Below are 24292 nucleotides of genomic sequence, written 5' to 3'. Positions count from 1 at the left end.
TCCCCGTTCTCGTCCCCGCCCCTGCCCCGTCCCCGTCCCCCGTCTCCACCTCGTCACCGCCGTCCGCCGGAAGGATCCCGTCGTGCCGACCGCCCCCGCATGGACCCGTCGCGGCTTCCTCGCCGCATCCGCCGCCGGTGCGCTCGGCTTCGCCTCCGCCGGGCCCGGCGACGACTTCCCGGCGCTGCGGCGGCGGTGGCGCGACATCATGCTCGGCACCGGGTTCGACGCCGCCGCCGAGCCCTACGCCACCGCCCTGCGCGGCACCGGGGAGCTCGCCCGCGCCCACCGCGCGAGCATGAGACCCGCGCCCGGCTCGCTCTGGCCCGACGCCCCCTTCGACCCGCCGAGCGGCATCACCCAGAGCTTCGCCCGGCTGCACGTCATGGCCCAGGCGTACGCCCAGCCGGGTACGGGGCTCACGGGGGAGGCCGGCCTCGCCGCCGATGTGCTCGCCGGCCTCGACCACGTGCGTGAGCGCGTCTACAACACGGGCACCGCGCGGTACGGCAACTGGTGGGAGTGGCAGATCGGCAGCCCGCGGCTGCTCCTCGACACCCTGACGCTCCTGCACGACGAGGCGGGTCCGGAGCGGCGGGCCGGATGCCTGGACGCGGTCGGCCACTTCGTCCCCGACTCCGAGCTCGGTCACTACTCCGGCACCAGCACCGGGGCCAACCGCGTCGACCTCTGCCGTGTCGTCGCCCTGCGCGGCATCCTGGGCACGGACCCCGGCAGGACCGCCCTCGCCCGCGACGCCCTCTCGCCCGTCTTCCCCTACGTGACCCGGGGGGACGGTCTCTACGCCGACGGCTCCTTCGTCCAGCACACCTGGGTCGCCTACTCCGGCACCTACGGCCAGGTCCTGCTCGACGGGCTCGGGCGGCTCTTCGCCCTGCTGCGCGGATCGCCATGGGAGGTCACGGACCCGGCCGCGCGGCACATCCACGACAGCGTCGAGAACGCCTACGCGCCCCTGATCCACAACGGTCTGATGATGGACAGCGTCTCCGGTCGCGCCATAAGCCGGGGCGTGCAGCGCGCCGACCCCCGTGGGCTGCCGCAGAGCGACCGGCAGCGCGGCCACGCGGTCATCGCCGCCGTCGCCCTGCTGGCCGGCGGCGCGCCCCCGGCCGACCGCGACCGGTGGTACGCGCTGATCAAGGGGTGGGCGGACCGCGGCACCGGCCTGCGGACCGACCCGCAGTTCGGCGTCGCCGACCTCGCCCGCGTCGCGGCCGCCCTCGACGCCCCGGGCCCGGCCACGCCCGAGCCCGTCGGCCACCGGCTGTTCGCCGCCATGGACCGGGCCGTGCACCGCCGTCCCGGCTGGACCGTCAACATCGCCATGGCCTCCGACCGCATCACCCACTACGAGAACGGCAACGGCGAGAACCCCCGCGGCTGGCACACCGGCGCCGGAATGCTCTCCTGGTGGGCGGCGCCAGACGGCGACGGGCAGTACACGGACGCCTTCTGGCCCACCGTCGACCCGTACCGGCTGCCCGGGACAACCGTCTCCGCCAAGCGGCTCGCCGACAACGAAGGCGGCGGCTGGGGCGCGCCCAAGCCCGCCGTGCGATGGGTGGGCGGCGTCACCGACGGGGAGTTCGCGGCCGTCGGACAGCACCTCAAGGGGCTCGCCTCCACCTTGGAGGCCCGTAAGTCCTGGTTCTGCGCGGCAGATGCGGTCATCTGCCTCGGCGCGGGCATCACCGCCCGAGACGGCACCCCCGTGGAAACGGTCGTCGACAACCGCGCCCTGGGGGAGCATGGGGTGCCGGTCCTGACCGTCGACGGCGCACCGCAGGCCGCCACCGTCGGCTGGGCGCGGTCCTACGCCCGCGCCCGCTGGGCCCACCTCGCGGGCCACGGCGGCTACGTCTTCCCGGGCGGCGCGCCCCTGGACGCCTTGTGCGAAGCCCGCTCGGGGGCCTGGCGCGACATCAACTCCGGTGGCAGCACCGACCGTCTGACCCGCCGCTATCTCACCCTGCTCCGCCCCCACGGCACGGACCCGGCCGGCGCCTCCTACGCGTATCTCCTGCTGCCCGGCGCCGGACCGCGGGCCGTGGCGGCGCGGGCCGCGGACCCGCACTGGCTCACGGTGCTCGCCAACTCCCCGGCCTGCCAGGCGATTCGCATCCCCTCACTCGGCCTCACCGCCGCCAACTTCTGGGCGGCGGGCGGCACCGGCGCGGCCGAGGCCCTCGCCGTCACGGCCCCGGCGGCCGTGCTCGTCAGGGAGGCACCGGCCACGCGCGGGCGGACCGCGACGCTCCACCTCGCCGAGCCGCCGCGCACGGGCGCCCCCGTCGACCTCACCTGGCACCGCCCGGTGCGCCGGGTGACCGCCCACGACCCCTCGGTGCGGGTGCTGGCCACGGGCGACGCGCTGCGGATCAGGGTGACCCCGGGCACGGTCTGCGGCCCCCACCGCTGTACGGTCGCGCTGGCGTGATCACGGGTGCGGCGTTCCCGCGCGGGAACGCCGTCAAGTCGGTCATTCTACGGCTCCTGGCGCGGTCTTTTGTGAGGTATTCACAATGGGTACCCCCGATCGGGGGTGGGGCGGACCCAAGTCGCTGTGCGCTTCTGTGACGGCTGCCCACCAAATCGCGCAGGACGTTGTATGGAATCGACATGAGTTTCCGGCCGCCCCGCCGCGTACCGTCTATGCATGAGCAATCTCGAAGGTGCGCCCGTAGAGGCGAGTGACGTCCGTGGGCGCGTCGCCGAGCTGCACGCCATCCGCGAGCAGGTTCGGCGTGGTCCGAGCGAGCGGGCGACCCAGGCCCAGAAGGCCAAGGGGAAGCTGACGGCCCGGGAGCGGATCGACCTGCTCCTGGACGAGGGGTCGTTCTCCGAGGTGGAGCCGCTGCGGCGGCACCGGGCTTCGGGGTTCGGACTGGAGAGCAAGAAGCCTTACACCGACGGTGTGATCACCGGCTGGGGCACCGTCCACGGCCGTACGGTCTTCGTCTACGCCCACGACTTCCGGATCTTCGGCGGTGCGCTCGGCGAGGCGCACGCCACCAAGATCCACAAGATTATGGACAAGGCCATCGCGGCCGGGGCGCCCCTGGTGTCCCTGAACGACGGCGCCGGCGCCCGCATCCAGGAGGGCGTCTCGGCGCTCGCCGGCTATGGCGGGATCTTCCAGCGCAACACCCGGGCCTCCGGCGTCATCCCGCAGATCAGCGTGATGCTCGGCCCTTGCGCCGGTGGCGCGGCCTACAGCCCGGCGCTCACGGACTTCGTCTTCATGGTCCGCGAGACCTCGCAGATGTTCATCACCGGCCCCGACGTCGTGCGCGCCGTCACCGGCGAGGAGATCAGCCAGAACGGCCTGGGCGGCGCGGACGTGCACGCCGAGACCTCCGGCGTGGCCCACTTCGCCTACGACGACGAGGAGACGTGCCTCGAGGAGGTGCGCTACCTCCTGTCGCTGCTGCCGCAGAACAACCGCGAGAACCCGCCCCGCGTGGCGAGCGAGGACCCGGCCGACCGCGTCGGCGAGGCCCTCCTCGACCTGGTCCCGGCCGACGGCAACCGCCCGTACGACATGCGCAAGGTCATCGAGGAGCTCGTCGACGACGGCGAGTACCTCGAGGTCCACGAGCGCTGGGCCACCAACATCATCTGCGCGCTGTCCCGGCTCGACGGCCAGGTCGTCGGCATCGTGGCCAACCAGCCGCAGTCCCTCGCCGGCGTGCTGGACATCGAGGCGAGCGAGAAGGCCGCCCGTTTCATCCAGATGTGCGATGCCTTCAACATCCCGATCATCACTCTTCTGGACGTACCGGGCTTTCTTCCCGGCGTCGACCAGGAGCACGGTGGAATCATCCGGCACGGTGCCAAGCTGCTGTACGCGTACTGCAACGCCACGGTGCCGCGGATCTCGGTGATCCTGCGCAAGGCGTACGGCGGCGCGTACATCGTCATGGACTCCCAGTCCATCGGCGCCGACCTCACCTACGCCTGGCCGACGAACGAGATCGCCGTCATGGGCGCCGAGGGCGCGGCCAACGTGATCTTCCGCAAGCAGATCGCCGAGGCGGACGACCCCGAGGCGATGCGTGCGCGGATGGTCAAGGAGTACAAGGCCGAGCTCATGCACCCGTACTACGCCGCCGAGCGCGGGCTGGTGGACGACGTGATCGACCCGGTCGAGACCCGGTCGGTCCTCATCAGGTCCCTCGCGATGCTCGCCACGAAGCACGCGGACCTGCCCTCCCGCAAGCACGGCAACCCGCCCCAGTAAGGGAGTCACAGCATGGAGAACACGCTCGTACGCGTCGAGAAGGGCACGGCCGACGCGGAGGAAGTGGCCGCCGTCACCGCCGTCCTGCTCGCCCGTGCGGCTGCGTTCGGCACCGACGCGGCTCCCGCGCGGCCCCGCCGCACTGCCGCCGGGTGGCGCCGCCTGGAGCGCACGCCCGGCTTCAGGGCGCCGCACAGCTGGCAGGGCTGACCCTCACCGCCCAAGCGCCGGACAGGCTGATCCTTCAGCCCGTCCGGCGTTTCGCGTTCCTGCCGGCGTCCGGCGTTCCCGAGGCCCCCGGATACGCAGAAGGTCCCCGCACTCCGTGAGTGTGGGGACCTTTTCGCGTCGGCGCAGCCGATCCGCTCACCGCAGGCGCGCCATCAGGGCGTGCTCGACCAGGGTGATGAGGGCGCTCTTGGCCTCGTTGCGGTGCCGGGCGTCCGTCGTGATGATCGGCGCGTCCGGGCCGATCTGGAGGGCCTCGCGGACCTCCTCCGGGGTGTACGGCTGGTGGCCGTCGAAGCCGTTGAGGGCGATGACGAAGGGCAGGCCGCTGTTCTCGAAGTAGTCGACCGCGGGGAAGCAGTCGGCGAGCCGGCGGGTGTCGACGAGGACGACCGCGCCGATGGCACCGCGCACCAGGTCGTCCCACATGAACCAGAAGCGGTCCTGGCCCGGGGTACCGAAGAGGTACAGGATCAGGTCCTGGTCCAGGGTGATACGGCCGAAGTCCATGGCCACGGTCGTCGTGGTCTTGTCCGGCGCGTGCGTGAGGTCGTCGATACCCGCCGAGGCGGAAGTCATCACGGCTTCGGTGCGCAGCGGGTTGATCTCCGAGACCGCGCCGACGAACGTGGTCTTGCCCACGCCGAATCCACCCGCCACCACGATCTTCGCGGAGGTGGTGGAGCGGACCGCCTCGCCGCTAGAGGTTCCGAAGTCCACTGAGCACCCTTTCGAGCAGTGTCACGTCAGGCTGGCCGCCGGCGGACTCGTCGCCGCCGGGCTGATGGATGGCGACGAGCCCGGCCTCCGCCAAGTCGGCGACGAGGATTCGGGCGACGCCGAGGGGGATGGAGAGAAGTGCCGAGATCTCGGCGACCGACTTGATCTCACGGCACAGGTGGCAGATGCGCTGGTGTTCCGGCAACTGCCCTTGGAGCTGGGACGGCTGGGCCGTGGTGTGCACCAGCGCCTCGATGGCGAGCTGGTACCGCGGCCGGGTCCGGCCACCGGTCATCGCGTAGGGGCGGACCAGCGGATTGTGCTTCTTGCCCCCCGAGGAGGAGGCCTGAGCCGCACGCCGGTGCTGCTGTTGCTGCGGTACCTGCTGCGGCGGGCGCGGCGGCTCCGCGTGCGCTTGATGGCTCGGCGCGGAGGGGAAGTTGAAGCGGTTCAACGGGGGCTGACCCTGCTGTTCATTGCCATACGGGTAACCGCCTGGGGGCGTTGCCACGTCAATCCTCCTCCAACTCGCCTGTCTGCTGCTGGTCGCGCCACCGCACCTTATGGCGCGGTGGCGCGAAACGCACTGCCTCTTTGCTAGTTGAGAAGGCTCCCCTGCAGTTCGGCACGGAGATCGGGCGTCAGCACACTGCCCGCCCGGTCGACGAGGAGGGCCATCTCGTAGCCCACGAGGCCGATGTCGCACTCGGGGTGCGCCAGTACGGCCAGGGAGGATCCGTCGGAGACGGACATGATGAAGAGGAAGCCTCGTTCCATCTCCACGACGGTCTGGTTGACCGCGCCGCCCTCGAAGATGCGGGAGGCTCCGGCCGTGAGCGAGGTCAGGCCGGAGGCGACCGCCGCCAGCTGGTCCGCGCGGTCCCGCGGGAAACCTTCGGACATCGCCAGAAGGAGTCCGTCGGCGGAGACCACCACCGTGTGGGACACCCCTGGGGTGTTCTCCACGAAACTGGTGATCAACCAGTTCAGGTTTTGCGCCGCCTGGCTCATCGGGCTCACACTAACGCTCCTGATCGTAGGTACCGCCGGGGCCGAAGCCCTGGTCGTGTTGCTCATGCTGCTCCTGCGCGCCGGCGGTGTCGCCGCCCGCGCTGCGTCCCTGCTGGATGCCGCGGCGCAGATTGCTCAGCCTGCCGCGTACGTCCTCCGGGGCACGGGATATCTGGGCGCCGCTCTGCGGGGTCTGCTCCGCCTTGCCCTCGACCAGATTGGCCTTGGGCACGCGGCGGGGGAGACCAGAAGGAGTGATTCCGCCGGCCTTCGGCTCACGGAGCTGCTCGGCGCGGTGCCAGCGCTCGTCGTTCGTCGATCGCCAGTCGGGCTCTTCGCCCTCCTGCGGCTGCTGTCGGACGTCCTGCTGAGGCTGCTCCGCATCGCCGGCCCCCGCGGCGTCCTCGACTGAACCGGGCTGCTGCCACTGCTTCGCGCGACGCGGCAGACCGGACCCGGTCAGCGAGTGGGAGCCGCTCGAGGCGGGGCCCGGACGGTCGAACTCTACGCGCTCCGGCTGTGCCGTGTCAGCGGGCGACAGGGATTCCGAATCCGCTCCGTAACCCTGCTGGGTGGCGTTCCGGTACGGACCTGAGTCCTGCCACCCGCCCTGCTGGGCCGGGGCGGCGAAACCGTCGAAGCCCTGCTGCTGCCCGGGGTAACCCGGTTCCGCATACCCGGATTCCGGATAGCCGGCCTCGGGGTAGGCGTGCTGGGCCGTCTGCTCGTAGGGCTCGTGGCCCTGCTGCGGCGCCTGGTGCTGACCCGTCGAGTGCTGGTCCTGCTGCGGCATCGCGTGCTGCCCGGTCGAGTGCTGACCGTGCTGCGGGACCGCGTGCTGGCCCGTCGCGTGCTGACCGGGGTACGGGACCGCGTGGCCGCCGGTGTCCTGGTCGGGCTGCTGCTCGTAGGACTGCTGCTGAGCGGCCTGCTGTTCGTAACCCTGCTGCTCGAACGGCTGCTGGGCGACCTGGTCCTGGAACAGCGGGCGGCCGTCGGCCACCTGTGCCTCCAGGGCCGCGCGGCGCTCCTCGCGCAGCCGCGAGCGGCCGACCGGGTCCAGCGCCGGGGCGCCGGAGTTCTCCTGCCGGGGCTCGTAGCGCGAGTCGTCGAAGCCGAGCTCGGCCGCGGTGCGGAACCGGCCCATCGGCGCCGCCTGCTGCTCGGGCACCATCCGGGAGACCGTGAAGTCGTCACCGGACAGCTCGTCCTCGCCGCCGCCACCGTGCGTGATGGCGTCCGGGAGCATGACCAGCGAGGTGGTGCCGGCCTGCTCGCCGGAGGGGCGGAGCTGGACGCGGATGCCGTGGCGGGTCGCCAGGCGGCCGACCACGAAGAGGCCCATGCGCTGGGCGATCGCGACGTCCACGGACGGCGGGTTGGCCAGGCGGTGGTTGATGTCCGCGAAGTCCTCGGCGGTCAGGCCGATGCCCTTGTCGTGGATCTCGACCATGACGCGGCCGTCGGGCAGCCGGGTCGCGGTGACGCGGACCTTGGTGTGCGGGGAGGAGAACGACGTCGCGTTCTCCAGCAGCTCCGCGAGGAGGTGCACGAGGTCGGTCACGGCCAGGCCGTGGATCTCGGCGTCCGGGACGCCGGACAGCTCGATGCGCTCGTACGCCTCCACCTCGGAGGACGCGGCGCGCAGCACGTCCACCAGCGGGACCGGCTGGTCCCAGCGGCGGCCGGGCTCCTCGCCGGCGAGGACCAGGAGGTTCTCGCCGTTGCGGCGCATGCGGGTGGCCAGGTGGTCCAGGCGGAAGAGGTTCTCCAGCTGGTCCGGGTCGGCCTCGTTCTCCTCCAGCTCCGTGATCAGGGTCAGCTGGCCCTCGATCAGGGACTGGTTGCGGCGCGAGAGGTTGGTGAAGATCGCGTTGACGTTGCCCCGCAGCAGCGCCTGCTCGGCGGCGAGCCGGACGGCCTCGCGGTGCACCTGGTCGAAGGCGCGGGCGACCTCGCCGATCTCGTCCCGGGTGGTGATCGGGATGGGCTGGATCCGGGTGTCCACGCGGCCGGGGTCGGTGCGCGAGAGCTGGTCGACCAGCGCGGGCAGCCGCTGCTCGGCGACGTCGAAGGCGGCGCGGCGCAGGTGGCGCATGTTGCGGCTCATCGAGCGCGCCATCATCCCGGCCACGAAGAACGCGATGATGAGGACCGCGATCAGGATCGAGGCGTTGACGTACGCGGTCTGCTGGGCGTCGGACGAGACGCTCTCCGCCTCGTTCACCGCCTTGTCGGCCAGTTCCTTCTCGACCTCGCGGTACGCGTCGAACTTCGCCGTCGCGGCCGTGAACCAGCTGTCCGCGGTGATGTCCGCGGTCTTCAGCTGCTTCTGCGTGGAGCCCGCCGCGAGCGCGTTGAAGATCTTGTCCTGCTCGGACGTCTTGGCCTTGGTGGCCATGATGTCGTTCAGGCGGCTGATGTCGTCCTCGCTGCCGGCGGCGTCGTACTCACGCCGGGCGATGGACTCGAGGAAGTTGTACGAGATGAACGCGGTCGTCAGCGCGTTCCGGTCGGACTCGCTCTCGACCGGCTTGACCAGCAGGTGGGTGCCGATGGAGCGCTGGAGCGACTCGGCGGCCTTCGCCAGCTCGATCGCGTAGACCATGCGGCCGTAGGAGTTGTTGCCGGTGCCCAGGCCCAGCTCGTTGGCGAAGGTCATCAGCGGCTGCTGGATCGCGCCGTAGCCGTCCTCGGACTTCACCTGGCCCAGCTCGGAGGTGAAGGCGATCTTGCGCAGCTTCGGCAGCGTCAGCTCGGCCTCGCGGAAGAGCTTCAGGCGGCGCCGCAGGGTCGGGGTGTCCGGTGCCTTGGAGACGGCCTTGTCGAACTCCGCCTTGGCGGAGTCCGTGGCGGCCTGCGCCTTCTTGACGACGGGGTCTTCACGGTGGCCCAGCAGCATCGGCTGCGCGCTCAGGTCGCGCTCGTCGAGGACGGCGTGGGCGTACGTGGCGGCGGCGCGGACCAGACGCGCGGTGTTCGCCGCGTCCTTGGCCTCGGTCCAGGTGTCGACCGAGCCCTTGACGTCGAGTCCGCCGAAGACCAGGGCCACCAGCACCGGGATCATCAGGATCGCGTTCAGGCGGACGGGCACACGCCAGTTGCGGGGCGAGAAGCGGCCGCCACGGGCCGCGGTCGGCGGGGCGGGCGTTTCTGGCACGTCGGAAGGCGGCACCGCTGTGCGCGACGGCGGGGTGAAGTTGCCCCGCTCGTCCCGCGCCTGCTGTGCGGCGCCCGTCTTTCTGCGCGTCACTCGACCAACAACCTCTCGGCGTCGGCACCTGCGTTGTGTGCCGTTTTTCGAACTGAGCCGTTACTGCTCGGTTCCTGGAATTCCAGCACGTCAGGCGTGCGCATTCCAAACAGTGCGCACAGCCGACGGCCGAAGCGATTTGCCCGACATAAAACGGGCATTAAGAGCGAGCGGCGCCAAATGGCGGGCGAATCATGAGCAGAGCGAAGCGGGCCGAACGCAGACTGTGTCCACGTCCGGCCGATTCTCTGTCGAAACGTTATGAACGCACCGCCGGGTCGTGTTCAATACCACAACCCATTTCCGACAACCAGGAGATTGCGCGGAGCTACTTCAACCGCGCCATCAAGGCGTGCTCGACAAGAGTGATGAGAGCGCTCTTGGTCTCGTTGCGGTGGCGGGCGTCCGTCGTGATGATCGGGGTGTCCGGGCCGATCTGCAGCGCCTCGCGCACCTCCTCGGGACCGTACGGCTGGTGGCCGTCGAAGCCGTTGAGGGCGATGACGAAGGGCAGGCCGCTGTTCTCGAAGTAGTCGACCGCGGGGAAACAGTCCGCGAGCCGGCGGGTGTCCACCAGCACGACCGCGCCGATGGCACCGCGCACCAGGTCGTCCCACATGAACCAGAAGCGGTCCTGACCCGGCGTCCCGAACAGATAGAGGATCAGATCGTCGTCCAGCGTGATGCGGCCGAAATCCATCGCCACGGTCGTCGTGGTCTTGTCCGGCGCGTGCGTGAGATCGTCGATACCCGCGGAGGCGGACGTCATCACGGCTTCGGTGCGCAGCGGGCTGATCTCCGAGACCGCGCCCACGAACGTGGTCTTGCCGACGCCGAATCCGCCCGCCACGACTATCTTCGCGGACGTGGTGGAACGGCCGACGCCCCCGCTAGAGCTTCCGAAGTCCACTGAGCACCCTTTCGAGCAGTGTCACGTCCGGCGTCCCGCCGGACTCGCCGCTGCCGCCCGGCTGGTGGATCGCCACCATTCCGGCTTCCGCGAGGTCCGCGACGAGGATGCGTGCCACGCCCAGGGGCATGTTCAGCAGCGCCGAGACCTCCGCGACGGACTTGACCTCCCGGCACAGGTGGCAGATCCGCTGGTGCTCGGGGAGCAGCCCCTGGAGGTGCGCCGGATCGGCCGTGGAGCTGACCAGGGCCTCGATGGCGAGCTGGTAGCGCGGCCGGGTGCGGCCACCCGTCATGGCATAGGGGCGGACCAGCGGCTGGTCGCCTTCACTCCCGTACGACGCGTGATGAGAAGCGCCGTACGGGCCGGGCGAGGCGGGCGGGGTCATGAATCCTCCGGACGGGACAGCAGGATGGCAATAATGCCGTCGAGCGTTGGCCGGTGGGGGGTTTTCGGCCGTGCGGTCGGACGGTATCTGCGGGGTGCGGGGGTCAGTTCAGCAGGCTGCCCTGGAGCTCGGCGCGGAGATCGGGCGTGAGCACGGTGCCCGCGCGGTCGACGAGGAGGGCCATCTCGTAGCCCACGAGGCCGATGTCGCACTCGGGGTGCGCCAGTACGGCCAGGGAGGATCCGTCGGAGACGGACATGATGAAGAGGAAGCCTCGTTCCATCTCCACGACGGTCTGGTTGACCGCGCCGCCCTCGAAGATGCGGGAGGCTCCGGCCGTGAGCGAGGTCAGGCCGGAGGCGACCGCCGCCAGCTGGTCCGCGCGGTCCCGCGGGAAACCTTCGGACATCGCCAGAAGGAGTCCGTCGGCGGAGACCACCACCGTGTGGGACACCCCCGGGGTGCTCTCCACGAAACTGGTGATCAACCAGTTCAGGTTTTGCGCCGCCTGGCTCATCGGACTCAACTAACGCTCCTGCTGGTAAGTGGGGCCAACGTCGTGGCTGCCGGTGGCCGAGGCGTTGCCCGCCTGACGGCCCTGCTGGATGCCCCGGCGAAGGTTGGTCAGACGGCCGCGCACGTCGTCGGGCGCGCGCGAGACCTGCGGACCGGTCGGTTGGTTCTGCTGCTGCTCCGCGGTGCCCTCGACGAGGTTCGCGCGCGGCACGCGGCGCGGCAGACCGGACGAGGTGATCCCGCCCGCGGCCGGCTCACGGACCTGCTCGGCCCGGCGCCAGCGCTCGTCGTTGGGGGAGTCGCGCCAGTTGTCCTGCGCGGCCGGCTGCGGCCGGTCCGCCCGCGGGGCGGGCGGGACCTGCGAGCGCTGCGGGTCGTCGAGGGTCTGGCGCGGCTCGCGCCGCGGCAGCCGCTGCGGGGTGCCCGCCGGGGGCACCGGCGCGGCGGGTGGCTGGTTCTCGTCCGTACCGCGGAACCAGTTGGACTCCAGCTCCTCGAAGAGCGGGGTCCGGCCGTCGCCCTGACCGGCCGAGGGCAGCGGGGCCCGGTCGGCGTCGGGGCGGGCGTGACCGCCCGCGCCGCCGTCACCGGCCAGCGGCCAGTCGTCCACCGGGGCCGCGGGACGCGCGTACTGACCGCTCGTGCTGTTCGGGGCCTCGGCCGTGCCCGGCAGGGCGAACTGGCCCGTGCCGCCGGGCTGCGCGTACTGGCCGCTGGTGCTGTTCGGCGCGTCCGTGCCGGCGGGCAGGGCGAACTGGCCCGTCGTAGCGGGGTCGTTCGGCTGTGCGTGCCGGCCGCCCGTGTGGTCCGGGAGGTCGAACTGGCCCGTGGAGCCCGGCCCGTCGGGCCGCGCGTACTGGCCGGACGTGCTGCCGGACGGCTCGGGCGCGGACCCGATCGCCGGGAACTGGGCGGTGTCGCCGGGACCGGCGGGCAGCGCGAAACCGCCCGACGTGCCGTCCGCGGGCACGGGGAAGCTGCCCGTCGAGGCGGCGTCGACGTCCTGGTGACCGCGCGGGGTGTCCTGCGCGGCGCGGCCCGCGGCGTCCGCGGACGGCATCGGCCAGTCGTCGGCCGGCGGCGTCGGGGCGGCGGGCTGCTGCTGGCTGCCCCAGCTGGGGGTCTTGCGGGTCGGCAGCTCGGGCACGGAGCCGGGAGCGGCCGCGGGACCGCTGCCCCGGCGCCTCGGCATCTGCGGGCGGCGGACGTTCTCGCTCGCCGGGGGGATGGAGGCGGGGGCGCCGTCACCACGGGTCGGCAGCGCGGAACGGCCGTCGGCACCCGGGGCGCCCTTGGCGTCCGCGCCACCGCGCGGCGCGGCGTCGAAGAGGCTGCCACCGGTCGGACCGGCGGCGGGACCGGCGCCGTTGCCCGCGCCCGGCGCGGGGACGGGGCGCGTCGGCAGACCGCTCTCCGTCGTGGCGGGACGGCCGGCCAGCGCCGGGCGCGGGCCGCTGCCCGGGACCTGACGGCGCGGCGCGGAGCCGCCCATGAGGCCGGGGCCGCCCTTGCCGCCGGGGGCGGGAGGCATGCCGGCCGGGGCGGGCGCGCCGGTGGCACCCGGCATCGGCCGCTTGCCGCCCTGGGCGACGTCGACCGGCAGCATGACGAGCGCGGTCGTGCCGCCCGAGTCGGAGGGGCGCAGCTGGATGCGGACGCCGTGTCGCAGGGACAGGCGGCCGACCACGAACAGACCCATGCGGCGGGAGACCGAGACGTCCACGGTCGGCGGGCTGGCGAGCCGCTCGTTGATCGAGGCGAGGTCCTCCGGGGAGAGGCCGATGCCGGTGTCGTGGATCTCGACCAGCACGCGGCCGTCGGGCAGCGCGTGACCGGTGACCTTGACCTTGGTCTGCGGGGAGGAGAACGACGTCGCGTTCTCCAGCAGCTCGGCGAGGAGGTGCACGAGGTCGTTGACCACGCGGCCGGCGACCTCGGTCGGCGGCACACCGCTGAGCTCGATGCGCTCGTACTGCTCCACCTCGGACGCGGCGGCGCGCAGGACGTCGACGAGCGGCACGGGCCGGGTCCACCGGCGGCCGGGCTCCTCACCCGCGAGGACGAGGAGGTTCTCGCCGTTACGGCGCATGCGGGTCGCGAGGTGGTCGAGCTTGAACAGCGAGGAGAGCTGGTCGGGGTCGGCCTCGCGGCTCTCCAGCTCGGAGATCAGCGACAGCTGACGCTGGATGAGGCCCTGGCTGCGGCGCGAGAGGTTGGTGAACATCGCGTTGACGTTGCCCCGCAGCAGCGCCTGCTCGGCGGCGAGGCGGACGGCCTCGCGGTGCACGTCGTCGAAGGCCGCGGCCACCTTGCCGATCTCGTCCGTGCTGTGCACGCCGACGGACTGCACGGACGTGTCGACGTCCTGCGGGTCGGTCTCGGAGAGCTGCTTGACGAGCTCGGGCAGCCGCTCCTGGGCGACCTTCTGCGCGGTGTCCTGGAGGCGGCGCAGCGAGCGCACCATGGACCGCGCCACGACGAAGGCGCCGACGAGCGAGATGCCGAGGACGAGCACGATCAGCACACCGTTGAGGATGGCTTCCTGCTGGGCCTCGTCGCGCAGCTCACGCGCCTTCTGCACCATCTGGGAGAGCAGGTCCTGCTCGACCTTGGACATCTCGGTGAGCTTGGTGCCGGACTGGTCGGACCAGTCGCGCCAGGACGTCTGGGCGTCCTTGATCCCGCCGTCCTTGGAGAGGATGCGCTCGGCCAGGGCGTTCGCCGTGGTGACGTCGGCGACACCGCCGTTGAGGGCCTGGAGCAGCGTCTTCGCGTCGTCGGCGTGGATCGCGGAGAACCGCTTCATCGACTGGTCCTCGGCCTGCCGCGCCTCGTCGCCGTACTGGCGGTCGTTGGCCGAGAGGCTGGGACCGCCCTTGGCGGCCAGGGCCGCGGTGATCACGGCGCGCTGGATGGAGGCGTACTCCTTGGCGGCGGAGAACGTCGCCAGCGAGCGGGTCGCGGTGATCATGTCGCTGTTGCTGGTGGCCTGGGCCATGTCCTGCGAGAGCGACAGCAGGGAGTTGATCAGCGAGTCGTAGTTGTTGACGGTCTGGGCGATGTAACTCGGATCGTGGAACGCGTCCTGCCGGACCGACTGGATCTTCTTCAGCTGGCGGCTGATGTCGACGAGGGTGTTCGAGACACCGACCATCGTCGGGTCGTTCGGCTTCAGTTCCTCGGTGGCCTGGCTGAAGGCCTGGATGTTCTTGTCGGTGCGCTGCCGGGTCGAGACGACGCTGTCGTCGTCCTTGGCACCGGCGGACAGCGGGCCGGCGGACTTGTCGCGCTCGTCCTGCAGGGCGCTGGCAAGTGCGGTGGCCTTGCTCGTCATGTCCGTCAGGAGCTTCATGTGGTCGAGCTGGTCGACGTTCTGAAGCGAGCTGTCGATACGGAGGGCACCCAGGGTCGTCGCCGCGACGACGGGGAGGGCGAGCAGGGAGACGAGTCGGGTTGAAATGCGCCAGTTGCGCAGGGCTATTCGTGAGCCCGGCCCGCTGGGCCCCTTCGCCTTCGACTTGGACTTCGACCGTTCGGCGGATTCGCCACCGGTCGGCGCGTCGGCGGACGTGCCGCGGTCGGTCGCACCGCGCGGCTCCGGCTCCGCCGCAGCGCTGCCATCCCTCTTGAAACGTCCCTGCACTAGCGTCGCAACCTCTGGACCAGGCGTCCCACCGGTGGAGCGGCGGGACGGTGTCGAGTCGTGGGGGGACCGCGGTTGCCCCCTGGCGGTCCGTGGAATTGCAGCACAGTGCCGGATCTCCCAACAAGGCCGGTGCACGACCCCTTCCGGTGCGTGACGCTCGGTGGCGTTCACCGTCACGGGTTGTAGAGGACCAGAGCCTTTATATGGGGCGATCGGTGGCAATACGACCCGGCGGTGTCCATGGTCGCCGGGTGTCCCAGTCGCCATGATCAGGAGCGGAACGTCAGGTTCAGCACTGCAATGTCCGTTTCGTGAAGGCGAGATAAGCGCCCGCTATGCGGCTTTTTTCAGCACACTCGTGAGCAAACTCACAAGCAAGTCATGACTTCCCGCGCGGACGACGGGGGATAGGCGCGCCTAGCCTGGTCCTTTACACAGGCCGCGAAAACGACCGCGACACACGACACCGCGAGGCAGCAAGTGCAGACGACGACCAAGAAGACGAAGACCACGACGACGCTGGTGTCCCGCAAGACCGCCAACCCGCGCCGCACGACGCTCGCCCACCTGGAGAGCGCCCAGGCGCTGCGCGCGCTGGAGCCCCGCGAGCACGCCCTCGAACTGCCCACCGTCACGGCCAACCCGCGCCGCACCGTCCTCATGACCGCGCCCGTCGCGGCCCCCCAGGACTGACGCCCGGCGGCGCACGGGCCGCGCGCGTCCCCCGCGATAGCCTGATGTGGTCAGACTCCGGCCGGATCAGATAAGGGGCAACAGCTTCCCGTGCGCATCGCCAGGTTCTCCATCGACGGCAACGTCGCCTTCGGCGTCGTGGAAGGGGACGCCTCGACCGAAGGCGGCCCCCTCCTCGACATCATCAAGGGCCACCCCTTCGCCGAATTCGAGCGCTCGGGGCAGAAGATCCCCCTCTCCAAGGTGCGACTCCTGCCGCCCGTGCTGCCCAACAAGGTCGTCGGCATCGGGCGCAACTACGCCGAGCACGCCGCCGAGCTGGGCAACGAGGTCCCCGACGCCCCCGTCGCCTTCTTCAAGCCGTCCACCTCGGTGATCGGCCCCGGCGACCCCATCGCCTACCCCTCCTTCTCCCATGAGGTGCACCACGAGGCCGAGCTGGCCGTGGTCATCGGGCGGATGTGCCGCGAGGTCCCGCGCGAGCGCGTGAAGGACGTCATCCTCGGCTACACCTGTGCCAACGACGTCACCGCCCGCGACATCCAGCGGAGCGAGAAGCAGTGGGCCCGGGCCAAGGGCTTCGACAGCTCCTGCCCGCTCGGCCCCTGGGTGGAGACCGAGCTCGACCCGAGCGACCTCGGGATCATGTGCACGGTCAACGGCGAACAGCGCCAGCTGGGCAGCACGAGCGACATGGTGCGCTCCATCGAGGACCTGATCGTCCACATCACCGAGGCGATGACGCTGCTCCCCGGCGACGTCGTCCTCACGGGCACCCCGGCCGGCGTCGGGCCCCTGAACGTCGGCGACGAGGTCGCCGTCACCATCGAAGGCATCGGCACTCTCACCAATAAGGTGATCAAGCGTGGCTAGCGCAACTCCTGTACGCGTCCGTTTCTGTCCCTCGCCGACCGGCAACCCTCACGTGGGTCTGGTCCGCACCGCCCTCTTCAACTGGGCGTTCGCCCGCCACAACGGCGGCACCATGGTCTTCCGCATCGAGGACACCGACGCGGCGCGCGACTCGGAGGAGTCGTACGAGCAGCTGCTGGACTCGATGCGCTGGCTGGGCTTCGACTGGGACGAGGGCCCCGAGGTCGGCGGCCCGCACGCCCCGTACCGCCAGTCGCAGCGGATGGACATCTACCAGGACGTCGCGCGCAGGCTGCTGGACGGCGGCCACGCCTACCACTGCTACTGCACCACCGAGGAGCTCGACGCCCGCCGCGAGGCCGCACGTGCCGCCGGCAAGCCGTCCGGCTACGACGGCAAGTGCCGCGTCGTGACGCCCGAGCAGAAGGCCGCGTACGAGGCGGAGGGCCGCCCCTCGATCGTCCGCTTCCGGATGCCCGACGAGGCGATCACCTTCACCGACCTGGTGCGCGGCGAGCTGACCTTCACCCCGGAGAACGTCCCGGACTACGGCATCGTCCGTGCCAACGGCGCCCCGCTCTACACGCTCGTCAACCCCGTCGACGACGCGCTGATGGAGATCACGCACGTGCTGCGCGGCGAGGACCTGCTGTCCTCCACCCCGCGCCAGATCGCGCTCTACAAGGCGCTGATCGAGCTGGGCGTCGCCAAGGAGATCCCGGCCTTCGGTCACCTCCCGTACGTCATGGGCGAGGGCAACAAGAAGCTCTCCAAGCGCGACCCGCAGGCGTCCCTCAACCTCTACCGCGAGCGCGGCTTCCTCCCCGAGGGCCTGCTCAACTACCTCTCGCTGCTGGGCTGGTCGTTCTCGGCCGACCAGGACATCTTCTCGATCGACGAGATGGTGGCGAAGTTCGACCTCGCCGACGTCAACGCCAACCCGGCGCGCTTCGACCTCAAGAAGGCCGAGTCGATCAACGCCGACCACATCCGCCGCCTCGACGTGAAGGCGTTCGCCGAGGCGTGCTCCCCGTGGCTGCGGGCCCCGCACGCCAACTGGGCCCCGGAGGACTTCGACCGGACGGCCTGGGAGGCGATCGCCCCGTACGCCCAGACCCGCGTCACGGTGCTGTCGGACATCACGGCCAACGTCGACTTCCTCTTCCTGAAGGAGCCGGTGCAGGACGAGGCGTCCTGGACCAAGGCCATGAAGGAGGGCGCAGGCGAGCTGCTGCGCACGGCCCGCGAGAAGCTCGAGGCGGCCGACTGGTCCAGCCCCGACTCCCTCAAGGACGCCGTGCTGGCCGCCGGTGAGGCGCACGGCCTGAAGCTCGGCAAGGCGCAGGCCCCGGTCCGCGTGGCCGTCACCGGCCGCACGGTCGGCCTGCCGCTCTTCGAGTCCCTGCAGATCCTGGGCCGCGAGCGCACCTTCGCCCGCATCGACGCGGCGCTGGCGAAGCTGGCTGCGTAAGGCGGTAAAGGCCGTAGCGGCACTCATCCGGGCCGGGGCCCTCTCTCGCGGTACACGACCGCGGGGGAGGGCCCCGGTCTTTGTGTGCCACCAGGGCCCGTACGGGGCGCGTGGGGACCGCCCGGAGCCCTTCGACGCGGCCCTGGGGGCCTCGCGGAGGCGTCCCGGCCGCTGCGCGGGCTTATCGGTTTTGGAGCACCCTCCACCTTCGGGTAATGTTCTTCCTGCGCCGCCCGAGAGGGCCGAGAGGCCGGAACGGACGGAGCGAGCCGAGCAAGACCCCTTCAGGGAGGTCGAGTTCTGGTGGGGTATGGTGTAATTGGCAGCACGAGGGTTTCTGGTTCCCTTAGTCTAGGTTCGAGTCCTGGTACCCCAGCAAAAGAAATTCACTCGGATTTCTTTTGCTAAAGTAGGAAACGCGGTAAACAAAGCAGTATAGCGCAGTGCGAGCCCCCGTTGTGTAGCGGCCTAGCACGCCGCCCTCTCAAGGCGGTAGCGCCGGTTCGAATCCGGTCGGGGGTACAGATCCTGAATTCATCACCATCCGGAGATTTCCCGGAGGCGATGAATGGATCGCTAGGGCCCCCGTTGTGTAGCGGCCTAGCACGCCGCCCTCTCAAGGCGGTAGCGCCGGTTCGAATCCGGTCGGGGGTACGGGTAACACCATGGGCTATGGTGTAATTGGCAGCACGAGGGTTTCTGGTTCCCTTAGTCTAGGTTCGAGTCCTGGTAGCCCAGCGCAGAGAGCGACAGCTCTGCAAAGCAGCAAAGCAGGCCCCCGTTGTGTAGCGGCCTAGCACGCCGCCCTCTCAAGGCGGTAGCGCCGGTTCGAATCCGGTCGGGGGTACAAAAAGGAAAGATGCCTCCCGCATAAGCGGGGGGCATTTTTTCGTGTGGGCTTCCGCAGGCACGTGCCGGGCCCGATAATCCACGCATGGCCCATACCGACGGCGCGCGACACCTCGGCGGCACGGCCGGCACGGTCCACGTCGGTGACCTCCGCCCCGGCGACCACGTCTGCGCCCTCTACGCCTCGGACGAGGAACGGGCGTCGGTCCTGCGGGGATTCCTGCTCGCGGGCCTGGACGCGAAGCACAAGATCCTCTATCTGGCGGGCGCGGACGGCCCCGAGGGGCCGGGAGAAGTGCTGGAGCAGTGCCGCTTCACCGGGCCGCCCCTGGTGCCCGCCGGACAGCTGGAGGTGCTCCGGGCGGCCGAGCTCACCGCGCGGCAGGGCGAGTTGGACCCCGACGCCTTAGTCGGCTCGCTGCGGGCGGCCGTCGACCGGTCCCGCAGCGAGGGCTACCGCGCGTTGCGCGTCACGGGGGATCTGTGCACCGCTCTGTGCGACGGCCGGGACGTCTCCCGGCTGCTGCGCTACGAGGCCCTGCTGGCCGCGGAGTTCGGCTCCGGGGAGGCACTGGCGGTCTGCCAGTGCGACACCCGCCGCTGCGACCCCGCCGCCCTGGACGCCTTCGCATCGGCCCATCCCAGGAGCGTCGAAGTGGATCCCCTCATCCGCACCGCCGAACTCGTCGTCGTCCGCACCTTCGACCCGCCGGGCCTGCGCATCGAGGGGGTGGTCGACACCGCCTCGCACCGGCACCTGCGCGACGCCCTCCAGTCCGTCGCCTCCGTCCGGGGCGACGTCCGCCTGGAGATGTCCCGGGTGGAGTTCCTCGACCTGACGGGGCTGCGGCTGCTCATGACCTTCGCCAGGGCCCGCGCCGCCCGCCACTGCACCGTCGAACTGGCCGGGGTGCCGCCCCATCTGCTGCACGTCATCACCCTCATCGGCTGGGACCGGACCCCGGGCCTGCGGCTGGGGGCCGCCCATGCCTGCTGAGCACGGGGGTCCCGAGGGCCCGGAGGGTTCCGTGGGCCCTGAGAGTTCCGACGGGGCCGGGCGGGGGTTCGTCCACCACGCCTGTCTGTACGGGAGCGACACGGAGTTCCTGGCCATGGCGGTGCCCTTCGTCCGCGCCGGGCTGGCGGCAGGGGAACCCGTACTGGCCGCGACGACGCCCGCCAACATCGAGCTGCTGCGCGCCGCCCTCGGGGACGCGGCGCGCGCCTTGGACACCGCCGAGACCGCGTACTTCGGCCGCAGGCCCGTCGAGCGGGTCCTCGCCTTCCTGCGCTACCACGAGCGCCGCGCCCGGCCCGGCCTGCGGGTGCGGATGATCGCCGAACCGGTGTGGAGCGGCAGATCCGCCCGCCAGAGCGCCGAGTGGAAGCGCATGGAGTCCGGCCTGAACCTGCTGCTGGCCGCGCTGCCGCTGTGGATGATCTGCCCGTACGACACCCGCACTGTGCCCGCCGGCGTGGCCGAGGCGGCCTGCGCGACCCACCCGGCGCGGCTGGACGGCGAGCGCGTGACGCCCTGCGCCGCCTACCGCGACCCGGCCGCCTACACGGCTTCGCCGCCGCCCCCGGACCTCCCGGCGCCGGCCTCGGCCGTCCTGGCGGCGCCGACGGCCGACCTCGCCGCCGTACGCCGCTTCGCCCGCGCCCGGGCCGCCGCCGCGGGTCTGGGCGGCGAGCGGCTCGCCCTGGCCGAGCTCGCCGTCCACGAGGCGGCGGACCACCTGCTGGGCGCCGCGGAGGGCGCGCGGGTCACGCTGGGCGCCTGGGAGGAGCCGGGGGTCCTGGTGTACGACCTGTGGCGCCCCGGGCCGCACAGCGCCCCCGTGCCCGCGCTCGCGGGCTATCTCCCGCCCGGGGCCGCCCAGGGTGCCGAGGACGGCCTCTGGCTCGCCCGCCGCCTCAGCCGGTCCCTGGACGTACGGCCCCGGGACGGCGGCACCCGGATCACCCTGCGCGTGGCGGGGCCGACGGACGCGGAAGCCCTGTGAGGGCGGGCGCCGTGCCCGCCCTCACAGGGCTTCCGTACGGGATCCGGCCGGTCAGCCGTTGCGGCGCAGGGCCTCGCTGAGGCGCACGGCCGCGTCGATGACCGCCTGGGCGTGCATCCGGCCCGGGTGCCGGGTCAGGCGCTCGATGGGACCGGAGACCGAGACCGCGGCGACCACGCGGTTGGAGGGGCCGCGCACGGGCGCCGAGACCGAGGCGACACCGGGCTCCCGCTCGCCGATCGACTGGGCCCAGCCGCGCCGCCGCACGCCCGAGAGCGCCGTCGCCGTGAAGCGGGCCCCCTGGAGGCCGCGGTGCAGCCGCTCGGGCTCCTCCCAGGCCATCAGCACCTGTGCCGCGGAACCGGCCTTCATCGGCAGCGTCGAGCCGACCGGCACCGTGTCCCGCAATCCGGACAGCCGCTCCGCCGCCGCCACACAGATCCGCATGTCGCCCTGTCGGCGGTAGAGCTGCGCGCTCTCGCCCGTCACGTCCCGCAGGTGCGTGAGCACCGGGCCGGCCGTGGCCAGCAGCCGGTCCTCGCCCGCCGCCGCGGCGAGCTCGCTGAGCCGGGGGCCGAGGATGAACCGGCCCTGCATGTCCCGCGCCACCATGCGGTGGTGCTCCAGCGCGACCGCCAGCCGGTGCGCCGTCGGGCGCGCGAGCCCGGTCGCCGTGACCAGTCCGGCCAGCGTCGCCGGACCGGACTCCAGAGCGCTCAGAACCAGAGCCGCCTTGTCGAGTACGCCCACACCGCTCGAGGCGCCACCAGAGTTGTCCATGAAACGATACTTGCGTCTCACACTGTGAAACGCAAGTTCAATTTTCCGGCGGACCCGCCAACCTGGAGGGACAGCAACCCACGAGCCACACGAATGGGACCGGCGGCGACGCCGGCCGGAGGGACAGCGATGGGACGGACACTCGCGGAGAAGGTCTGGGACGACCACGTCGTCACGCGCGCCGAGGGCGAGCCCGACCTCCTCTTCATCGACCTGCACCTGCTCCACGAGGTGACCAGCCCGCAGGCGTTCGACGGGCTGCGCAAGGCGGGCCGCCCGGTGCGCCGCCTCGACCTCACCATCGCCACCGAGGACCACAACACGCCCACCCTCGACATCGACAAGCCGATCGCGGACCCCGTCTCCCGCACCCAGCTGGAGACCCTGCGCAAGAACTGCGCGGAGTTCGGCGTGCGGCTGCACCCGCTGGGTGACGTCGAGCAGGGCGTGGTCCACGTGGTGGGACCGCAGCTGGGCCTGACCCAGCCCGGCACCACCGTCGTCTGCGGCGACAGCCACACCTCCACCCACGGCGCCTTCGGCGCGCTGGCGTTCGGCATCGGGACCAGCCAGGTCGAGCACGTCCTCGCCACTCAGACCCTGCCGCTGGCCCCCTTCCGCACGATGGCCGTCACCGTCGAGGGCGAACTGCCCGAGGGCGTCACGGCCAAGGACCTGATCCTGGCGGTCATCGCCCGCATCGGCACCGGCGGCGGCCAGGGTTACGTCATCGAGTACCGCGGCCCGGCCATCGAGAAGCTCTCGATGGAGGCGCGGATGACCGTCTGCAACATGTCCATCGAGGCGGGCGCCCGCGCCGGGATGATCGCCCCGGACGACACCACCTTCGCCTACCTCGAAGGCCGCCCCCACGCACCCCGGGGCGCCGACTGGGACGACGCCGTCGCCCACTGGCGCACCCTGCGCACCGACGACGACGCCGTCTTCGACCACGAGGTGGTCATCGACGCCACCGAGCTCTCGCCGTTCGTCACCTGGGGGACCAATCCGGGCCAGGGCGCGCCCCTGTCGGCGAACGTCCCGGACCCCGCCTCCTACGCCGACCCCTCCGACCGCTTCGCGGCCGAAAAGGCCCTGGAATACATGGGGTTGACGGCGGGTCAGGCGCTGCGTGACATCCGCGTGGACACCGTCTTCGTGGGCTCCTGCACCAACGGCCGCATCGAGGACCTGCGCGCCGCGGCCGCGGTCCTCGACGGCCGGCGCGTCGCCGACGGCATCCGGATGCTGGTCGTCCCCGGCTCCGTACGCGTCTCCCTCCAGGCCGTCGCGGAAGGGCTGGACAAGGTGTTCACCGCCGCCGGGGCCGAATGGCGGCACGCGGGTTGCTCCATGTGCCTGGGCATGAACCCCGACCAACTCGCGCCCGGCGAGAGGTCCGCGTCGACCTCCAACCGCAACTTCGAGGGCAGGCAGGGCAAGGGCGGCCGCACCCACCTGGTCTCGCCCCAGGTCGCCGCCGCCACCGCGGTCCTGGGCCGGCTGGCCTCCCCGGCCGACCTGACCGACGCGTCCGACGTACGCACTTCCGTAGGGGTCTGAGAGACATGGAAGCCTTCACCACGCACACCGGCCGGGCCGTACCGCTGCGCCGCGGCAACGTCGACACCGACCAGATCATCCCGGCGCACTGGCTCAAGAAGGTCACCCGCGACGGCTTCGAGGACGGGCTCTTCGAGGCGTGGCGCAAGGATCCGGAGTTCGTGCTGAACCGCCCGGAGCGCCGGGGCGCCACCGTCCTGGTCGCGGGCCCCGACTTCGGCACCGGCTCCTCCCGTGAACACGCCGTCTGGGCGCTCCAGAACTACGGCTTCAAGGCCGTCGTCTCGTCCCGGTTCGCCGACATCTTCCGCGGGAACTCGCTCAAGAACGGGCTGCTGACCGTCGTCCTGCCGCAGGAGACCGTCGACGCCCTGTGGCGGCTGACCGAATCCGACCCCACCGTCGAGGTGACGGTCGACCTCGTCGGGCGCCAGGTCCGGGCCCCCGGCATCACGGCCGGTTTTGAGCTTGACGAGAACGCGCGCTGGCGTCTGCTGGAGGGCCTGGACGACATCGGGCTGACCCTCCGGCACGAGGCCGACATCGCCGCCTTCGAGGCCCGCAGGCCCGCGTACAAGCCCTCCACGGCCCAGTTCTGACACGAATTTCGAGCCCGTCCGGCCCCTGGCCGACACGCTGGTGGGGACCCGGATTTTCGCTGCTCACCCAGGGTTTGACATGATGCGCCCCCTGTCTTCGGACAGGGGGCGCATCGCTTTGTTGAGGCCCTGTGAAGCGACAACTCGCCTCAGATGGCACAATCGGTGCATGGAACGCGACAGCCAACTCGAGCTTTACCGGCTCGTCGCCGACCAACTCAAGCAAGCGCACACCAGGGTGCGCACACTGCAAGTCCCGGAGGGCGTACGGATGGCGCTGTCCCGGAAGCTGCTGGCCATCACGGCTGCGGCAAAGCACGATCTCTCAGGCGCGGCAAAGCGTCTGGACCGGCTGATGAACGACCTCGACGAGGGCCGTTTCCCCGAAGAGCCCGACCGTGACGGAACTCCGTGATGGTCGAGTTCGTTGCGGCACAAGGGTGATTAGACCGTTTCGTGTTTGATTTGCGGTATATATCTGCCTAACGTGCGAAAAGGCTGGAACGCATTCGTTCCAGCAAT

Annotated in this window: 20 protein-coding genes, 5 tRNA genes and 1 pseudogene; 16 read left to right on the top strand and 10 right to left on the bottom strand. The window is 71.2% G+C overall.

Annotation, left to right across the window (positions count from 1 at the left end; all coding sequences use genetic code 11):
• Positions 1-82 precede the first annotated feature (82 nt).
• The 3 genes from AB0435_RS05320 (at position 83) to AB0435_RS05310 (ending at position 4474) form a co-directional block, all read left to right on the top strand.
• A complete protein-coding gene (locus tag AB0435_RS05320; protein WP_366006065.1) occupies positions 83-2461 on the top strand; it encodes a polysaccharide lyase 8 family protein in 2379 nt (792 codons plus the stop codon).
• A 219-nt stretch (positions 2462-2680) separates the two neighbouring features.
• On the top strand, positions 2681-4264 hold the full coding sequence (locus AB0435_RS05315; protein WP_366006066.1) for an acyl-CoA carboxylase subunit beta: 1584 nt from the start codon (positions 2681-2683) through the stop codon (positions 4262-4264).
• 12 nt (positions 4265-4276) lie between these two features.
• Positions 4277-4474 carry an acyl-CoA carboxylase subunit epsilon gene (locus tag AB0435_RS05310; protein WP_361526061.1) on the top strand — a complete coding sequence of 66 codons (198 nt, stop codon included), beginning with the start codon at positions 4277-4279 and terminating at the stop codon, positions 4472-4474.
• Between the two features lie 156 nt (positions 4475-4630).
• On the opposite strand, the gene AB0435_RS05305 is transcribed toward AB0435_RS05310, so the two are convergent.
• From AB0435_RS05305 to AB0435_RS05265, 9 genes and pseudogenes are all read right to left on the bottom strand, one after another.
• A complete protein-coding gene (locus AB0435_RS05305; RefSeq protein WP_116214070.1) occupies positions 4631-5212 on the bottom strand; it encodes an ATP/GTP-binding protein in 582 nt (193 codons plus the stop codon).
• Positions 5193-5723, bottom strand: a complete 531-nt coding sequence (locus tag AB0435_RS05300; RefSeq protein WP_366006067.1) for a DUF742 domain-containing protein — start codon at positions 5721-5723, stop codon at positions 5193-5195. The genes AB0435_RS05305 and AB0435_RS05300 overlap by 20 nt, the downstream gene beginning before the upstream one ends.
• An 86-nt stretch (positions 5724-5809) precedes the next feature.
• Positions 5810-6232 carry a roadblock/LC7 domain-containing protein gene (locus AB0435_RS05295; protein ID WP_087926101.1) on the bottom strand — a complete coding sequence of 141 codons (423 nt, stop codon included), beginning with the start codon at positions 6230-6232 and terminating at the stop codon, positions 5810-5812.
• 1 nt (position 6233) lies between these two features.
• Positions 6234-7958: an ATP-binding protein gene (locus AB0435_RS05290; RefSeq protein ID WP_366426245.1), complete on the bottom strand. Its 1725-nt coding sequence runs from the start codon at positions 7956-7958 to the stop codon at positions 6234-6236.
• 507 nt (positions 7959-8465) lie between these two features.
• Positions 8466-9290: pseudogene (locus tag AB0435_RS05285) on the bottom strand (nitrate- and nitrite sensing domain-containing protein); the annotation flags it as partial.
• 514 nt (positions 9291-9804) lie between these two features.
• Positions 9805-10386, bottom strand: coding sequence for an ATP/GTP-binding protein (locus AB0435_RS05280; RefSeq protein ID WP_366426224.1), 582 nt, complete (start codon positions 10384-10386; stop codon positions 9805-9807).
• Positions 10367-10774, bottom strand: coding sequence for a DUF742 domain-containing protein (locus tag AB0435_RS05275; protein ID WP_116214075.1), 408 nt, complete (start codon positions 10772-10774; stop codon positions 10367-10369). Before AB0435_RS05275 ends, AB0435_RS05280 begins: the two co-directional genes overlap by 20 nt.
• A gap of 103 nt (positions 10775-10877) precedes the next feature.
• A complete protein-coding gene (locus AB0435_RS05270; RefSeq protein WP_361526074.1) occupies positions 10878-11291 on the bottom strand; it encodes a roadblock/LC7 domain-containing protein in 414 nt (137 codons plus the stop codon).
• A 9-nt stretch (positions 11292-11300) separates the two neighbouring features.
• Positions 11301-14933: a nitrate- and nitrite sensing domain-containing protein gene (locus AB0435_RS05265; RefSeq protein ID WP_366426223.1), complete on the bottom strand. Its 3633-nt coding sequence runs from the start codon at positions 14931-14933 to the stop codon at positions 11301-11303.
• A 483-nt stretch (positions 14934-15416) separates the two neighbouring features.
• Between AB0435_RS05265 and AB0435_RS05260 the strand changes: the two genes are divergently transcribed.
• The 10 genes from AB0435_RS05260 to AB0435_RS05215 all read left to right on the top strand — a co-directional run bounded on the left by AB0435_RS05260 (position 15417) and on the right by AB0435_RS05215 (position 20828).
• Complete coding sequence (locus tag AB0435_RS05260) at positions 15417-15629, top strand: hypothetical protein (RefSeq protein WP_366006070.1); 213 nt, start codon at positions 15417-15419, stop codon at positions 15627-15629.
• Positions 15630-15719: 90 nt separating this feature from the next.
• Positions 15720-16502: a fumarylacetoacetate hydrolase family protein gene (locus AB0435_RS05255; RefSeq protein WP_366006071.1), complete on the top strand. Its 783-nt coding sequence runs from the start codon at positions 15720-15722 to the stop codon at positions 16500-16502.
• On the top strand, positions 16495-17973 hold the full coding sequence (gltX, locus tag AB0435_RS05250; RefSeq protein WP_366006072.1) for a glutamate--tRNA ligase: 1479 nt from the start codon (positions 16495-16497) through the stop codon (positions 17971-17973). The genes AB0435_RS05255 and gltX overlap by 8 nt, the downstream gene beginning before the upstream one ends.
• Positions 17974-18277: 304 nt before the next feature.
• Positions 18278-18349 (top strand) — tRNA-Gln (locus AB0435_RS05245).
• A gap of 73 nt (positions 18350-18422) precedes the next feature.
• Positions 18423-18495 (top strand) — tRNA-Glu (locus AB0435_RS05240).
• Positions 18496-18554: 59 nt separating this feature from the next.
• Positions 18555-18627 (top strand) — tRNA-Glu (locus AB0435_RS05235).
• A gap of 12 nt (positions 18628-18639) precedes the next feature.
• Positions 18640-18711: transfer RNA gene (locus AB0435_RS05230), tRNA-Gln, on the top strand.
• Positions 18712-18747: 36 nt separating this feature from the next.
• Positions 18748-18820 (top strand) — tRNA-Glu (locus AB0435_RS05225).
• A gap of 87 nt (positions 18821-18907) precedes the next feature.
• The gene (locus AB0435_RS05220) at positions 18908-19819 is read left to right on the top strand and encodes an MEDS domain-containing protein (RefSeq protein WP_366006073.1); all 912 of its coding nucleotides are present in this window, start codon (positions 18908-18910) and stop codon (positions 19817-19819) included.
• A 31-nt stretch (positions 19820-19850) separates the two neighbouring features.
• Positions 19851-20828 carry a sensor histidine kinase gene (locus tag AB0435_RS05215; protein WP_366426222.1) on the top strand — a complete coding sequence of 326 codons (978 nt, stop codon included), beginning with the start codon at positions 19851-19853 and terminating at the stop codon, positions 20826-20828.
• Between the two features lie 51 nt (positions 20829-20879).
• Here the strand turns inward: AB0435_RS05215 and ndgR are convergent, their stop codons facing one another.
• A complete protein-coding gene (ndgR, locus tag AB0435_RS05210; protein ID WP_087926089.1) occupies positions 20880-21608 on the bottom strand; it encodes an IclR family transcriptional regulator NdgR in 729 nt (242 codons plus the stop codon).
• 129 nt (positions 21609-21737) lie between these two features.
• Between ndgR and leuC the strand changes: the two genes are divergently transcribed.
• The 3 genes from leuC to AB0435_RS05195 all read left to right on the top strand — a co-directional run bounded on the left by leuC (position 21738) and on the right by AB0435_RS05195 (position 24185).
• The gene (gene leuC, locus AB0435_RS05205) at positions 21738-23171 is read left to right on the top strand and encodes a 3-isopropylmalate dehydratase large subunit (protein WP_366006075.1); all 1434 of its coding nucleotides are present in this window, start codon (positions 21738-21740) and stop codon (positions 23169-23171) included.
• A gap of 5 nt (positions 23172-23176) precedes the next feature.
• Positions 23177-23770 carry a 3-isopropylmalate dehydratase small subunit gene (gene leuD, locus AB0435_RS05200; RefSeq protein WP_366006076.1) on the top strand — a complete coding sequence of 198 codons (594 nt, stop codon included), beginning with the start codon at positions 23177-23179 and terminating at the stop codon, positions 23768-23770.
• 169 nt (positions 23771-23939) lie between these two features.
• A complete protein-coding gene (locus tag AB0435_RS05195) occupies positions 23940-24185 on the top strand; it encodes a hypothetical protein (protein ID WP_116214085.1) in 246 nt (81 codons plus the stop codon).
• The last annotated feature ends 107 nt before the right edge of the window (positions 24186-24292 follow it).

Origin of the sequence: Streptomyces sp. NPDC051173 (assembly GCF_040689515.1) — a bacterium.
In the GTDB taxonomy this organism is placed as follows: Bacteria; Actinomycetota; Actinomycetes; order Streptomycetales; family Streptomycetaceae; genus Streptomyces.
The sequence above is the reverse complement of the archived record's forward strand: the minus strand, read 5'-3'. Positions and strand labels throughout refer to the sequence as shown.